General features: G+C 71.6%; 10 protein-coding genes. 7 read left to right on the forward strand and 3 right to left on the reverse strand.

Annotated elements, in window-relative coordinates; genetic code table 11:
- Window positions 1-57: 57 nt before the first annotated feature.
- From MKW14_RS17835 to MKW14_RS17855, 5 genes are all read left to right on the forward strand, one after another.
- Window positions 58-1,764, forward strand: coding sequence for a serine/threonine-protein kinase (locus MKW14_RS17835; protein ID WP_240863511.1), 1,707 nt, complete (start codon window positions 58-60; stop codon window positions 1,762-1,764).
- A 67-nt stretch (window positions 1,765-1,831) separates the two neighbouring features.
- On the forward strand, window positions 1,832-3,478 hold the full coding sequence (locus tag MKW14_RS17840) for a serine/threonine-protein kinase (RefSeq protein WP_240863512.1): 1,647 nt from the start codon (window positions 1,832-1,834) through the stop codon (window positions 3,476-3,478).
- An 81-nt stretch (window positions 3,479-3,559) separates the two neighbouring features.
- Entirely contained in the window at window positions 3,560-5,287 is a 1,728-nt protein-coding gene (locus MKW14_RS17845; protein WP_240863513.1) for a serine/threonine-protein kinase, read from the forward strand.
- 228 nt (window positions 5,288-5,515) lie between these two features.
- Window positions 5,516-7,129 carry a succinic semialdehyde dehydrogenase gene (locus MKW14_RS17850; protein WP_240863514.1) on the forward strand — a complete coding sequence of 538 codons (1,614 nt, stop codon included), beginning with the start codon at window positions 5,516-5,518 and terminating at the stop codon, window positions 7,127-7,129.
- A gap of 72 nt (window positions 7,130-7,201) precedes the next feature.
- Window positions 7,202-8,977, forward strand: a complete 1,776-nt coding sequence (locus MKW14_RS17855) for a GMC family oxidoreductase (RefSeq protein WP_240863515.1) — start codon at window positions 7,202-7,204, stop codon at window positions 8,975-8,977.
- Window positions 8,978-9,079: 102 nt separating this feature from the next.
- Here the strand turns inward: MKW14_RS17855 and MKW14_RS17860 are convergent, their stop codons facing one another.
- Window positions 9,080-10,105, reverse strand: a complete 1,026-nt coding sequence (locus tag MKW14_RS17860; RefSeq protein WP_240863516.1) for an LPXTG cell wall anchor domain-containing protein — start codon at window positions 10,103-10,105, stop codon at window positions 9,080-9,082.
- A gap of 252 nt (window positions 10,106-10,357) precedes the next feature.
- On the opposite strand from MKW14_RS17860, the gene MKW14_RS17865 reads away from it, so the two are divergent.
- Window positions 10,358-11,509 (forward strand): hypothetical protein, encoded by a 1,152-nt coding sequence (locus tag MKW14_RS17865; protein ID WP_240863517.1) that lies wholly within the window; start codon window positions 10,358-10,360, stop codon window positions 11,507-11,509.
- Window positions 11,510-12,110: 601 nt separating this feature from the next.
- On the opposite strand, the gene MKW14_RS17870 is transcribed toward MKW14_RS17865, so the two are convergent.
- On the reverse strand, window positions 12,111-12,365 hold the full coding sequence (locus MKW14_RS17870) for a chorismate mutase (RefSeq protein WP_240863518.1): 255 nt from the start codon (window positions 12,363-12,365) through the stop codon (window positions 12,111-12,113).
- Window positions 12,366-12,684: 319 nt separating this feature from the next.
- Here MKW14_RS17870 and guaA point away from each other — a divergent pair, with 319 nt between their 5' ends.
- Window positions 12,685-14,262 carry a glutamine-hydrolyzing GMP synthase gene (gene guaA / locus MKW14_RS17875; protein ID WP_240863519.1) on the forward strand — a complete coding sequence of 526 codons (1,578 nt, stop codon included), beginning with the start codon at window positions 12,685-12,687 and terminating at the stop codon, window positions 14,260-14,262.
- A gap of 18 nt (window positions 14,263-14,280) precedes the next feature.
- On the opposite strand, the gene MKW14_RS17880 is transcribed toward guaA, so the two are convergent.
- Complete coding sequence (locus tag MKW14_RS17880) at window positions 14,281-14,754, reverse strand: pyridoxamine 5'-phosphate oxidase family protein (protein WP_240863520.1); 474 nt, start codon at window positions 14,752-14,754, stop codon at window positions 14,281-14,283.
- Window positions 14,755-14,884 lie beyond the last annotated feature (130 nt).

The following is a 14,884-nucleotide window of genomic DNA, read 5'->3' on the forward strand; positions in this document are numbered from 1 at the left end:
AGCGGGCCGGTCCTTAGTCTGACCCTGTCAAGACCATTGCGGGGCAACGTGAATCAGATGCAGGGCCAGCTTGTCGCGGGCCGCTACCGGCTCGCCGACTCCATCGGCAGCGGCGGCATGGGCCGCGTGTGGCGGGCGCACGACGAGGTGCTGCACCGGGCCGTCGCCATCAAGGAGCTGACCGCCGCGCTCTACGTCTCCGAAGGCGACCGGGAACGGTTGCTGGCGCGTACGCGCGCGGAGGCGCGTGCCGCGGCGCGGATCAACCATTCCGCGGTCGTCACCGTGCACGACGTGCTGGAGCACGACGGGCGGCCGTGGATCGTCATGGAGCTCGTCGAGGGCTACTCCCTGGCCGACGCGGTCAAGGAGCGCGGACGCGTCGAGCCCGCCGAGGCCGCGCGGATCGGACTGTGGGTGCTGCGGGCGCTGCGCGCCGCGCACTCCGCCGGGGTGCTGCACCGTGACGTCAAACCCGGCAACGTGCTGATCGGGCACGACGGCCGGGTGCTGCTCACCGACTTCGGCATCGCCCAGATCGAGGGCGACTCGACCATCACCCGCACCGGTGAGGTCGTCGGCTCGGTCGACTACCTCGCCCCCGAGCGGGTCCGCGGCCACGATCCGGGCCCCGCCTCCGACCTGTGGGCGCTGGGCGCCACGCTCTACACGGCGGTCGAGGGCCGCTCACCGTTCCGCCGCACCTCGCCGCTGTCCACGATGCAGGCGGTCGTCGAGGAGGAGGCCACCCAGCCCCAGTACGCCGGCCCGCTCGGGCCGGTCATGGCGGCCCTGCTGCACAAGGACCCGGCCGCCCGGCCCGGCGCGGCCGAGGCGGAGCAGATGCTCGCCGAGGCGGCGGAGGGGCGGCGGCCCAGTACGGCGCAGGCTTATGTGCCGACCCAACATGTGGGCAACCGCTACGAGACGCAGCCCGGTACTGGTTCGCAGACCCACACCGGCGGTGCGACACCGCCCACGGACTCCGGGACGCCGTATCCGCCGATGACGGGGGTCACGACGATCGGGCCGACCGGCATGGGCCCGACCGGCATGGGCCCGAACGGCATGGGGCCAAACGGTATGGGCCCGACCGCTCCCGCCGCCCGGCCCAAGCGGCGGCTGCGCGCCGTCGTCCTCGTCATCGCCCTCGCCGCGATCCTCGCCAACGGCGTGGCCTTCGGCCTGGCGAAGTGGGACGAGTGGCAGAGCTCGGACAACAGTGGTTCGTCCTCCTCGCAGGACCCGTCGCCCACGAGTTCGCCGACCGAGGGCACGGGCGGGACCGATTCCGCCAACTGGAAGACGTACAACGATCCCTGGGGCTTCACCGTCTCCCTGCCCGAAGGCTGGAAGCGGCAGGTCGTCGGGGTTTCCGGTGCGCTGCGGCAGGTCGACTACACGCCCGACGGCGGCAAGCACTTCGTCCGCATCGCCATCGACACCTCGCCGGACTTCAACAGCGCCTACGAGCACCAGAAGGATCTGGAGCAGCAGCTCCAGCGGCTCGTCGACTACCACCGCGTCCAGTTGCAGCAGAACGTCTACCGCGACCGCGACGGCTCGGAGTGGGAGTACACCTGGATCGCGCAGGCCAAGGACACCAAGTTCCCGGGGCCGCGGCGCGCGATCGAGGAGACGTACATGTCGCGCGAGGGCACCGAGTACGCGATCTACATGTCCTCGCCGGCCGCCGACTGGGCGACGACGGGCAAGCAGTTCAAGGCGGTGCTGCGGGGCTGGCAGGAGAAGACCTCCCAGTAGGGGGTGCGCGGGAGTTGGCCGGTCGGTGTCCCGGAGCCGGTTCCTCCGGTGGGGCATGATGGGGCGCATGGGGACCCAGGGGGAAGGCGTCCGTGTCGTCGCGGGCCGGTATCGGCTCGAGACGCGGCTCGGGCGCGGCGGCATGGGCGTGGTGTGGCGGGCGACCGACGAACTGCTCGGCCGGCAGGTGGCGGTCAAGGAACTCCCCTTCGACGACACGCTCTCCGACGAGGAGGCCCGGCAACGGCGCGACCGCACCCTGCGCGAGGCGCGGGCGGTGGCCCAGCTGCGGCACCCGCACATCATCGTCGTGCACGACGTGGTCGAGGACGACGAACGCCCTTACATCGTCATGGAGTTGATCGGCGGCGGCTCGCTCGCCGACCGGATCTCCGCGCGCGGCCCGGTCGACGCCGACGAGGCGGCGCGGATCGGCATCGGCCTGCTGAGCGCGCTGCGCACCGCGCACGCCGCCGGTGTGCTGCACCGGGACATCAAACCCGCCAACGTCCTGCTGGAGTCCGGCTCCGACCGGGTCGTGCTCACCGACTTCGGCATCGCGCAGGTCGCCGGCGCCACCACTCTCACCGAGACCGGTTCCTTCGTCGGCTCGCCCGAGTACACGGCGCCGGAGCGGATGTCCGGGGCGCGGACCGGCCCCGAGTCCGACCTGTGGTCGCTGGGCGCGCTGCTGTGCACGGTGCTCAGCGGTGAATCCCCGTTCCGGCGGGACTCGTTGGGCGGCATCCTGCACGCCGTCGTCTTCGACGAGATCCGCCCGCCCGCACAGGCCGAGCCGCTGCTGCCCGTCGTACGGGGCCTGTTGGAGCGCGACCCGGAGCGCAGGCTCGGCGCCGCGCAGGCCGAACACATGCTGCGCGCCTTCCGCGACCTCGGCCGCACCCCGCAGCCCTCCCTCTACACGCCGACCCAGCGGGACGTGCCCCGCCCGCCGCCACCCGCTCCCGCGCCCCCGTCACCGCCCACGGTGGAGACGCGGCGGTCCACCCGGGGCGTGCTGGTGGCCGCGCTGCTGGTCGCCGCGATGGCGGGGGCGGGGGTGTCGGCGGCCGCGCTGCTGATGAACCGGGACGACGAAACAGGCCGTACGTCCGCCGGTTCGGGGCCGCGGACGTCGGTGAGCGCCTCGCCCTCGCCCAGTGCGCCAAAATCCAGCCACAGCCCCAGTGCCAGCCCCAGTCCCCCCTCCGGTTCCAGTCCCGCGGCTCATTCCAGCCAAAGCTCCGCCGCGACCCGCCCCTCCGCCCCCTCCGGCTACCGCGTCGCCGACGACCCGGACGGCTTCTCGCTCGCCGTGCCGGAGGGCTTCACGCGGTCGCCGCAGGGGGAGCGGGTCTTCTACCTGTCGCCGGGGGAGACCTTCCGCCTCGGCATCAAGGTCGCCGACCCGGACGCGGGCGGCCCGCTCGCGGTGATGAAGCGCTCGGCGGCCAAGGGGCCCGACACCAACCCCGGCTACCACGACGGACAGGTCACGTCGACCGAGCACGACGGACACCCCGCCGCCCTCTGGCAGTTCACCTGGAACGGCTTCAGCACGGCGGAGGGCCCCCGGCACACCTACGACCTGTGCTGGGACGAGGGCGGGCGGATGTACGACGTCTGGGTGTCGGCGCCGGTCGGCAAGGTGCGGGAGGCCAAGGAGTACTTCGACGTGGCGGTCGACACGTTCGTGGCGCGGCCCGGGGGTTGACCCGCCGGTCCCAGGGCCCTTCCGACCGGGCGGCCCGGACCCGCGTCGACAAGTCGCCGCCGCGCACGGTACTCATGGGACATGAGTGCAGGCGGCGAACAGACGCGCGTGGGCCGGGTACTTGGCGGTCGCTACCGACTGACCCGGCGCATCGGCTCCGGCGGCATGGGCACCGTGTGGGAGGCGCACGACGAACTCGTGGACCGGGACGTCGCCGTGAAGCAGCCGCGGCTGCCGGGCGACCCGGAGGACGAGCAGCACCAGCGGGCCGCCCACCGCCTCTACCGCGAGGCCCACGCAGCCGCCCGCGTCGACCATCCGGCCGCCGTCTCCATCCACGACGTCGTGGTCGACGAGGAGGGACTGCCCTGGATCGTCATGGAGCTGGTGCGCGGCGAGTCCCTGCACGAGGTGCTCCGGCGCGGCCCGGTCGACGCCGTCGAGGCCGCACGGATCGGTCTCGCCGTCCTCGGCGCGCTGCGCGCCGCGCACTCCGTCGGGATCGTCCACCGGGACGTGAAGCCCGCGAACGTCCTGCTCGGTCCCCAGAGCCGGGTGGTCCTCACCGACTTCGGCATCGCCCATGTCCAGGGCGAGGAATCCCTCACCGTCAGCGGGGAGTTCGTCGGCTCACTGGAGTTCGTCGCGCCGGAACGGATGTCGGGGCGCGGCGCCGGGCCGTCCTCCGACCTGTGGTCCCTGGGCGTGCTGCTGTACGCGGCCGTCGAGGGCGCGTCCCCCTTCAGGCGTACGACGGTGGAGTCGACGCTGGCCGCGGTCATCACCGCCGATCCGGCCGAGCCGCGCCAGGCCGGGCCGCTGGGCCCGTTGATCGCCCGGCTCCTGGTGAAGGACCCCGAGCAGAGGCCGGGCCCGGAGGAGACCGGGGCGGTGCTGGAGGCGGTGGCGGAGGGGTGGCCGGTGCCGCGGGTCGAGGGCTGGGTGACGGAGGCTCAGGACGCTGGCGAATTGCGGGAGTTCGCGGACGACGTGGGGACCGTACGGCTGGGGGCGAAGCCGCCGGAACCGGGGCCGGAACCGGGGCCGGGCGCGCGGCTGGACCCGGGGCCGCACGCGGGTGCCGAGCCGTCTGCCGAGCCGTCTGCCGGGCCGCCCGGGACGGTGAGCGCGTCCGGCGGCGCGGAAGAGCCGGACACCGCGAGCGTCCCGCGCGTCTCGAAGCGTGTCCTCCGCGTCCGTCCCGTCCCGCTCGCCGCGGTCGCCGCGCTCCTCGTCGGCGGGACCTGGTTCGGCACGTCGTACTTCGCCGGATCCAGCGAGGGCGCGGGCGTCTCCGAGCAGACCGCCACCCTCACCGAGGCACCGGCCCGCGCCACCCCCGATACGGCGGCCTGGACCGCGCACCGGGACACGGGGACGGACGCCGTGCTCTATCTGCCCAGGCGGTACCGGAAGCTCTACTGGACGGACAAGGCCGGTGACGACCCACGGTGGAGCATCTACAACGACGGTGCCGATGAGGTCATCTCGGTCCACTTCACCGAATGGACCAAGGCTCCCGCCGCCCCGATGGCCGAGGCGAGGAAGACCGCGACCGGCATGGAGGGGCACCAGCGCACCGCGGGCCAGTACACCGCCACCACCTTCCACGGCGACCAGGCCGCCCTCTCCGACGTCACCTACGATCCGGACGGCACACCGGTCCGGGTGCTCCAGCTCGTCGTGCGCACCTCCGACGACCGGATGTACCAGCTCCAGGTGCAGATGCCCAAGGGCACCCCGGACGAGAAGCAGGGCACCGCCGTCTTCAAGGGCGCGCGGGAGCGCCTGCGGATCGGAAAGGGCTGAACCGGAAAGGGCTGAACCGGAAAGGGCTGAACCGGAAAGGGCTGAACCGGAAAAGGCTGAACCGGAGAAGGTTGAACCGGAAATGGCCGGATCCATCGCCCGTCGTCTCCCCCCAACGCCCTGATCAGCGCAAACCTTGCCAGTGACCACTGGCGGCGTGTGTGTACTCGGTGAAGCCGCGTTACCGACGGGTACCCAAAATTTCGGTACCGGAATACCCTGCGGCTCATGACGGACGCGCAAGCCCCGGCCAAGGCCGGCACGAACCCCCTCGCCCCCGCGCCCGAGGGCGCCCGTACCGCCTCCGACGTGGTCACCCCGGAGCTGGTCGCCCAGCTCACCAAGGGCGTGGTCGGCTCCGGACGCACCGCCAACCACACGCCGTTCACCGGCGAGAAGCTGGCCGACCTGCCGGAGTCCACACCCGAGGACGTGGAGAAGGCCTTCCAGGCGGCCCGCAGGGCCCAGGCCGTGTGGGCGCAGACGCCGGTACGCCGGCGCGCGGCCGTCCTGCTGCGCTTCCACGACCTGGTCCTGGAGCGTCAGGCCGAGGTCCTGGACCTGATCCAGCTGGAGACCGGCAAGGCCCGGCTGCACGCCCACGAGGAGGTGCAGGCCGTCGCCGTCGCCGCCCGCCACTACGGCCGCAAGGCACCCGCGTATCTGAAGCCGAAGCGGCACACGGGCGCCGTACCGACCCTCACCAAGGTCACCGAGCTGCGCCACCCGCGCGGGGTCGTCGGCCAGATCGCCCCCTGGAACTATCCGCTGGAGCTGTCGGTCGGCGACGCGCTCCCCGCCTTCGTCGCGGGCAACGCCGTCGTCATGAAGCCGGACACCGAGACCTGCCTGACCGCCCTGTGGGCCCGCGACCTGCTCATCGAGGCGGGGCTGCCCGCCGACGTCTTCCAGGTCGTGCTCGGCGAGGGCCCGGTCGTCGGCCCCGAGGTCGTCCGGCACGCCGACTACGTCTCCTTCACCGGCTCCACCCGCACCGGCCGCGAGGTCGCCCAGGGCGCCGCCGCCCGGCTGGTCGGCGTCTCCCTCGAACTCGGCGGCAAGAACGCCATGCTGGTCCTGGAGGACGCCGACATCGAGAAGGCGGCCGCGGGCGCGGTCCGCGCCTGCTTCTCCTCCGCCGGCCAACTGTGCATCTCCATCGAGCGGTTGTACGTCCACGAGTCGATCGCCGACGCCTTCCTGGAGCGCTTCGCCACCCGCACGAAGGCCATGCGGCTCGGTACCTCCCTCGCCTACGGCGCCGACATGGGCTCGCTGGTGGGGGAGCGGCAGCTGGAGACCGTCACCCGGCATGTCGAGGAGGCCGTGGCGAAGGGCGCGAAGGTCGTCGCCGGCGGGGTGGCCCGCCCGGACGTCGGCCCGTACTTCTTCGAGCCGACGATCCTCGACGGTGTGACCGAGCCGATGGCGGTGTGCACGGAGGAGACCTTCGGCCCGGTCGTCTCCATCTACCGTTTCTCGACCGACGACGAGGCCGTCGAGCACGCCAACTCCACGCCGTACGGCCTCAATTCCTCGGTCTGGACGAAGAACGGCGCCCGTGGCCGCCAGGTCGCCGCCCGCCTGCGAACCGGCACCGTGAACGTCAACGAGGGCTACGCGCCGGCCTACGGCAGCGTCCAGTCCCCCATGGGCGGCATGAAGGACTCCGGGCTCGGCCGGCGCCACGGCTCCGAGGGCATCCTCAAGTACACCGAGGCCCAGACGGTCGCCCAGCAGCGGCTGCTGCCGATGGCTCCGTCGCTGGGGATGGACGACGAGCAGTACGCGCAGTTCATGAGCCGGAGCCTGCGGCTGATGAAGGCGTTCCGGTTCCGCTAGACCCCCCCTCCCTCCCTCCGCACTGCTTGCGCAAAGGCACAAAGGCTCGAAGGCTCGAAGGAGAGAACGCACGTGCCCCAGGACACCCACGACTACGACGTCGTCGTCGTCGGCTCCGGCTTCGGCGGCAGCGTCACCGCCCTGCGCCTCACCGAGAAGGGCTACCGCGTAGGTGTCCTGGAAGCCGGCCGCCGCTTCACCCGCCAGACCCTGCCCAGGAACTCCTGGGACCTGAAGAACTACCTCTGGGCGCCGAAGCTCGGCATGTACGGCATCCAGCGCATTCACCTGCTCGGCAACGTCATGGTGCTGGCCGGCGCGGGTGTCGGCGGCGGCTCCCTGAACTACGCCAACACCCTCTACGTCCCGCCGAAGCCCTTCTTCGAGGACCCGCAGTGGCGGGACATCACCGACTGGCAGGAGGAGCTGAAGCCGTACTACGACCAGGCCCGGCGCATGCTCGGCGTACGGCTCAACCCGACGATGACCCCCTCCGACGTCCATCTGAAGGCGGCGGCGGAGCGGATGGGCGTCGGCGACACCTTCCACCTGGCGCCGGTCGGCGTGTTCTTCGGCGACGGCGAGGACGCCGAGGGCACGGTGAAGGCCGCCCCCGGCCAGCAGGTCGACGACCCCTACTTCGGCGGCGCGGGCCCGGCCCGCACCGCCTGCACCGAGTGCGGCGAGTGCATGACCGGTTGCCGGCACGGCGCGAAGAACACCCTCAACGAGAACTACCTCCACCTCGCCGAGAAGGCGGGCGCGGTCGTGCACCCGATGACGACGGTCGTGTCGGTCTCGGACGACTCACAGGGCGGGTACGCGGTCGCCACCCTGCCGACCGACGACCGCGGCGCGGAGGGCCGTACCTTCCGGGCCCGCCAGGTCGTCATCGCCGCCGGCACCTACGGCACCCAGACCCTGCTGCACCGTATGAAGGCCGGCGGGCAACTGCCGTACATCTCGGACAGGCTGGGGGAGCTGACCCGGACCAACTCCGAGGCCCTCGTCGGCGCGCAGACCGACAACCGGCGCTACCGCAAGGCCACCGGAGCGCCGCGGGTCGACTTCACCCGTGGCGTGGCCATCACCTCGTCCGTCCACCCGGACGAGAACACCCACATCGAGCCGGTCCGCTACGGCAAGGGCTCCAACTCGATGGGCGGCCTGTCGATCCTCCAAGTGCCGTACGCGGAGGGCTCGTCGAGGGTGCTGGCCTGGCTCAGGAGCGCCGCCCGCCACCCGCTGCTGGTCCTGCGCTCCCTCTCCAACCGCCGCTGGTCGGAGCGGACCATCATCGGCCTGGTGATGCAGTCGCTGGACAACTCCCTGACGACGTACCTGAAGCCGGACGGCGTCGGCAAAGGACTGCTCACCGCCCGGCAGGGCCACGGCGCTCCCAACCCCAAGCAGATCAAGGCTGCTTCCGAGGCCGCGTCCGCGATCGCCGCCGACATCAACGGCTTCGCCGGCTCCAACGTCGGCGAGCTCATGGGCACCCCCCTCACCGCCCACTTCCTCGGCGGCTGCCCCATCGGCTCCTCCCGCGAGACCGGCGTCATCGACCCCTACCACCGCCTGTACGGCCACCCCGGCATCTCGGTCGTGGACGGCGCCGCGGTCTCCGCCAACCTGGGCGTGAACCCGTCCCTCACCATCACCGCGCAGGCCGAGCGGGCGATGTCCTACTGGCCCAACAAGGGCGAGGCGGACCCGCGTCCGGCGCAGGGAGCGGCGTACGAGCGCCTCAAGCCGGTCGAGCCGAAGAGCCCGGCGGTCCCGGCGGAGGCGTTCGGCGCGCTGAGGCTGCCGTTCCTGGGGATGCCGGCGGTGCCGCCGAAGCCGTAGAGCCGCACCGGGACGAAGAAAGGACCCGCGCCCCCCTCCGAGCGCGGGTCCTTCACTTCTTCTTGCGATGAGTCCGGTTCAGCGTCTTCCGGTGGGTTCCGGTTACGCGTCCGAGCCGGCCCTGCGGCGCCGGACGACGACGATCGAGCCGGCGCCGAGGACGACCGCGACACCGCCGACCAGGCCGATCACGGGCAGCGCGGAGCTGGAGCCGGTCTCGGCGAGGCTGCCGGTGGCGGACACGTCACTGACGTCCTTCAGCGGCTTGCGGCCACCCGTCTGCGGCTTGGCGTCGCCGGGCTTACCGGCGTCGGAGCCGGCGGCCAGGATGTCGAAGAAGTAGACCCAGCCGTTCGGGTCGTCGGCGACCCAGCAGCCCTGGTCGTCCGCGTACTCGGCGAGACCGCCGGTCAGACCGAGGGAGTCCGGCACCTTGCCGGAGACGCTGAGGCGCAGCTGGTACGAGACCGACTTGCCCGCGTCCAGCGAGAACGCGGTGAACGTGCCGCCCTCGCCCGCGGCGTCCGCGATCGTCTTCCAGGTGCCGGAGGACTTGTCGAGGACCTGGACCTTGATCTGGCCCGAGTAGTCCTTCGCGTCCTCCCAGCCGACGGCGGCGACGCCGATCAGCGGCTTGATGTCCTTGATCTGGGTGTCGCCGTGGTTGGTGACGTTGAAGGAGAACGGCACCCAGCCGCTTCCGGCGACGATCGTGTCGGGCAGACCGGACAGACCGCTCTTCAGGTCGGCGCTGAGCTCGGCGGTGCTGTCGCCGTTCTCGTCGACGCAGAGCTCGGCACCGCCCGGGGTGCTCTCGCTGGGGCTCGGCGACGGGGAGGCGGAGCTGCTCTGCGACGCGGCCGGGGAGCTCGCGGGAGCCGCGGGAGTGCTCTCCGGGGCGGCGGGGGTGCTCTCCGGCGCCGCCGGGGTGCTCTCGGGGGCGGCCGGTGTGCTCTCAGGCGCCGCAGGGGTGCTCTCCGGGGCGGCGGGGGTACTCTCCGGCGCCGTCGGGCTGCTGGACGACGTGTCCGGGGTTTCGTCCGCGAACGCGACCGGGGCGGACAGCAGGGCAAGGGGAGCCAGGACGGCCGTCGCGGCCGCCACGCCCATGGCACGGCGAAGCTTCATCAAGACCTCAAGGGAGTCCAGTGTGGAGGGCTCCGCGTGTGGGGCGCGGGTTGTGGCCCTTGGTTCGTCAGGTTGGATCCGTGACCGGGGTGAATGGTTGTGTTCGCTCTCACAGATTTTTTATGTGCCCTGCGTCACGTACGCTCTCCTGCTCGACACACCGTCACGCGTCCCATGCTCTTGTCACGCATCCATGTCACGCATCCCATGTCACGCATCCCATGTCACGCTTCACAGAAAGGCGTTCGCGCCGTGGCCGACAGACCGTCCGACGAACCGAGTTCCGGATCGGGTTCCGGTGGGGAATCCTCCATACCCGACGACGTCTGGGAGAAGTTCCTCCAGGACAGCGAACGCGACATCAGGTCCGCCCCCAAGGAGCCGTCCGCGCGGGCCCGTATGGTCACCGAACGGCTGCGCGAGCAGGACGCGCGGGGGACGTCGCCCGAGGGCTGGCGCACCGGGCCGGCCTGGCAGGAGATGAACGGGCGCGGACGCAGGCGCCGCCGGGTGGGCGCCGTGGTCGCCGTGCTGCTCGCCGGCGCCGTGGCCGTCGTCGCGATGAAGCCGTCGCTGCTGCCCGGCGACCCCTTCGGCTCCGGCACCTCGGACGCGGCCGGCTCCCCGCTGCCCGAGGAGACCGCGCAGCCCACCGCGCCGCCCTCCTCCGCGGACCCCCAAGCGCCCACCCTGGCCCGCCCGTTCGCGGGATCCCCGGCACAGCGGTGGGCCGACGGCGAGGCCGGCATCGTGCTGCCGAAGGCCACCACGCTGGGCTCGATCCCCAAGGACCGGGTCGAACTGGCCCTCCAGCTGACCAGGAAGCTGCTGGTCGACGCCAACCTCAACCCGAAGGTGCTGGCCGGCGCCCGCCCCGAGGCGGCCCTTTCGGTGCTCGACCCCAAGCAGCCGAAGCTGCTGGACGACCTCGACACGGCCCTGCGCACGCCCAGCAAGGACCACGACCCGCTGACCCTCTTCAGCCGGTTCGACCCGAAGGAGGTGAAGCCCGCCGGGAAGGTCGTCAAGGTCCGCGGCCGGATCACCTTCGAGAAGGGCGACTTCGCCGGGGTCGCGGTGCACGCCGACTACACCTTCGTCTACCCGGTCGTCCCCGCCGACGGCTCCGACGAGGTCACCCGCACCATCGTGCGCCGCGTCATCGACGCCGAACTCCCCGACCCCGCGCACTACCGGGTCACCCCCGGCCGGCTGAACCTGGTGCGCTACGACGAGGACGGCGGCAACACGGCCTGCGACGTCCACGACGGCTACCTGCACCCGCAGTTCCCGTCCCGGACCCCCACCGACGGCGCCACCCCGACCGGCCCCTCGGTCGACCCCTACGACCGCAGCCGCCCCATCGGCCAGTCCGACTCCTGCGGAACGGTGAGCCGCACCTAGTGCCCCGGGACGCGCGGCAGGGTAGGCGCACGGCGTACCCGGAATACGAAGGGCCCCGCGGGACTTGAGGCCGCGGGGCCCTTCTCCGTCAGCACCGACGTCAGGGCAGCGCCGGTGCCCGGGGAGCGGCGCCGGGGGGTTGCGCCGCTTGTCCTGAGTGCGCCCTGGTGGTCCCGTGTGCTCCGGGTCGCCGACCGGGCGCACACGGGGCGCGCGGATGGTCTGGACCTCTGGCACTCCGCGAGGACACCGCAATGCGGTTGTCTGCGGTGGGACTTGGGGGGCTTTCTAGGCATCGTGCTGGATGGACGCGCCCTCCGCAACCGTTTGACCCAGGGTTGTGCATTTTTGCAGTTTCCGCCGGTCGGCCCCGGGCGTCCCCGGAGCCGACCGTTTACTTGGGTGACCGGGCTGCTGTCCCCTGCCGTCCGGTCACGACCCTGGAACGAGGTCCCACGACACACGGCACGACCCGTGCGTCTCATCGCTCCAGCAAGCCACGCGTGGTTCTTTCGGGCCCGCCCCTGGCTGGCGCGGACACCCCACCAACGAAGCGGTCCGCGGGGCGGTCACGCGCCGTACGGGTGAGAAGGGCCCGAACTCAGATGCGACCGCGGCACAGTTCGAGCAGCGTCATCGCGAGCGGCGTACCCGGCTTGCCCAGCGCCTCGCGGTAGCGGCCGAGGATCTCCATCTCGCGGGACAGGTGCACCCGCCTGCCGCCGGAGGCGATACGGGTCTGCTGCACGACGGCGGAGACGGCCATCCGTTCCTGGATGAGACCGATGATCCGGTCGTCGAGCGCGTCGATGCGCTCCCGGGCGTCCGCGATGGTCGCTTCCGGTGTGGTGGTCATGTCGGGCTCCTCGGTGAAGGGGGTGCCCCGAGGCGACAGGATCCGGAAAACACCAGGCGCCCCGGACCTTGTCGGCCCGGGGCGCCTGGGGAAGTCGCTTGTCAGTGGCTCAAGCAGCACGACCATGGCAGCCGGTGGGCCGGTTGCCATAGGTAAAGAGGAAGGTCGGGTGCGTGAGCATGCGGCCCAGTATGCCGGGGCGGTGGGTGGTGTCCAAGCCGGTTCGGATGCTGAGACGAGGATTGCCCAGGGAGTGGTCCCGCGGGGCCCGGTAGACTCGGCCCCACACACACCCTCGCTCACCGCCGGAAGGCAACCCGTGTCATCAGCGAACCCAGCCGCCGCTCCCGACACCGTCCTGGTCGTCGACTTCGGCGCGCAGTACGCCCAGCTCATCGCCCGTCGCGTCCGCGAGGCCCGGGTCTACAGCGAGATCGTGCCGAGCACCATGCCGGTGGCGGAGATGCTCGCCAAGAACCCGGCGGCGATCATCCTCTCCGGCGGCCCCTCGTCCGTGTACGAGGAGGGCGCCCCCCGCCTGGACCGCGAGCTCTTCGAGGCCGGCGTCCCCGTCTTCGGCATGTGCTACGGCTTCCAGCTGATGGCCCAGGCCCTCGGCGGCACCGTCGACAACACCGGCGCCCGCGAGTACGGCCGCACCGACCTGCACGTGTCCAAGGCGTCCTCCACCCTCTTCGAGGGCACCCCCGCCGAGCAGCACGTGTGGATGTCCCACGGCGACGCCTGCTCCGCCGCCCCCGAGGGCTTCGCCGTCACGGCCTCCACGGACGTCGTCCCGGTCGCCGCCTTCGAGGACGACGACAAGAAGCTCTACGGCGTCCAGTACCACCCCGAGGTCATGCACTCCACGCACGGCCAGCAGGTCCTGGAGCACTTCCTGTACCGGGGCGCGGGCCTGAGCCCCGACTGGACCACCGGCAACGTCATCGAGGAGCAGGTCGCGGCCATCCGCGAGCAGGTCGGCGACAAGCGTGCCATCTGCGCTCTGTCCGGCGGCGTCGACTCCGCGGTGGCGGCGGCGCTCGTCGCGCGCGCCATCGGCGACCAGCTGACCTGCGTCTACGTGGACCACGGCCTGATGCGCAAGGGCGAGACCGAGCAGGTCGAGAAGGACTTCGTGGCCGCGACCGGCGTCAAGCTGGTCGTCGTCGACGCGGAGGAGCGCTTCCTGACCGCCCTCAAGGGCGTCTCGGACCCCGAGGAGAAGCGGAAGATCATCGGCCGCGAGTTCATCCGGGTCTTCGAGCAGGCCCAGGCCGAGATCATCGCGGACGAGGGCCCGGCGGTCGAGTTCCTCGTCCAGGGCACCCTCTACCCGGACGTGGTCGAGTCCGGTGGCGGCACCGGCACGGCGAACATCAAGTCTCACCACAACGTGGGCGGGCTCCCGGAGGACCTCGAGTTCCAGCTGATCGAGCCGCTGCGCAAGCTGTTCAAGGACGAGGTCAGGATGGTCGGCCAGGAGCTGGGGCTCCCGGAGGAGATCGTCCAGCGCCAGCCCTTCCCGGGCCCCGGCCTCGGCATCCGTATCGTCGGCGAGGTGACCAAGGAGCGGCTCGACCTGCTCCGGGACGCCGACGCCATCGCCCGCGAGGAACTGACCGCGGCCGGCCTCGACCGGGACATCTGGCAGTGCCCGGTCGTGCTGCTCGCGGACGTCCGCTCGGTCGGCGTCCAGGGCGACGGCCGCACCTACGGCCACCCGATCGTGCTGCGCCCGGTCTCCTCCGAGGACGCCATGACGGCCGACTGGTCCCGGCTGCCGTACGACGTCCTCGCGAAGATCTCGACGCGGATCACCAACGAGGTACGGGACGTCAACCGGGTCGTCCTGGACGTCACCTCGAAGCCGCCGGGCACGATCGAGTGGGAGTAGGCCCCGGCACGCGGACGATCAGCTGCGCTTGATCGTGCGCAGGGGTTCACCGGGCTTCCAGACCTGGACGACCAGGTACGTGTCGTCCTCGACGTAGGTCCGCACGACCTCCGTCAGCTCGGTGCGGAAGAGGTGGAACGGCTCCGGCGGTTCCACCTCTTCGCCGTATGCGGCCTTCGCCGCGGGATCCTCGACCTCGACCGCCCGCCCGGCGATCCGCACGTCGCCCCCGCCCATGGTCTGCCCCTCCCCGGGGTTCGCCTGGAGCGCGAAGCGCCCGTCGCGGCGCAGATCGAGGGCCTTGAGCGAGTCCGGCATCATGCCGAGCCACAGCTCACCCTGGAGGAAACGGACCTCGAGACCGGTCGTACGCGGGGAACCATCCTGCCGGAGCGTGGCCAGGACATGATGGGTGAAGGCGCCGAAGCGCTCCTCGGCGGTCTTCGCGAACTTGGGTTCGGCGGCGCTGAAAGCCGCCCAGTTCCATGCCATACGTCCAGGGTGCCGTCGATACCGGACATCTTCTGTCGTGTATCGGCTGCGCGCGTCATCTTTACAAAACAGCTCTGTTCTCCTGCGCTGACCGAGGGTAACTTCCGCCTCGTCAAGCAACCCAGTGCCG

This window comes from Streptomyces gilvus, assembly GCF_022513565.1.
GTDB lineage: Bacteria > Actinomycetota > Actinomycetes > Streptomycetales > Streptomycetaceae > Streptomyces > Streptomyces gilvus.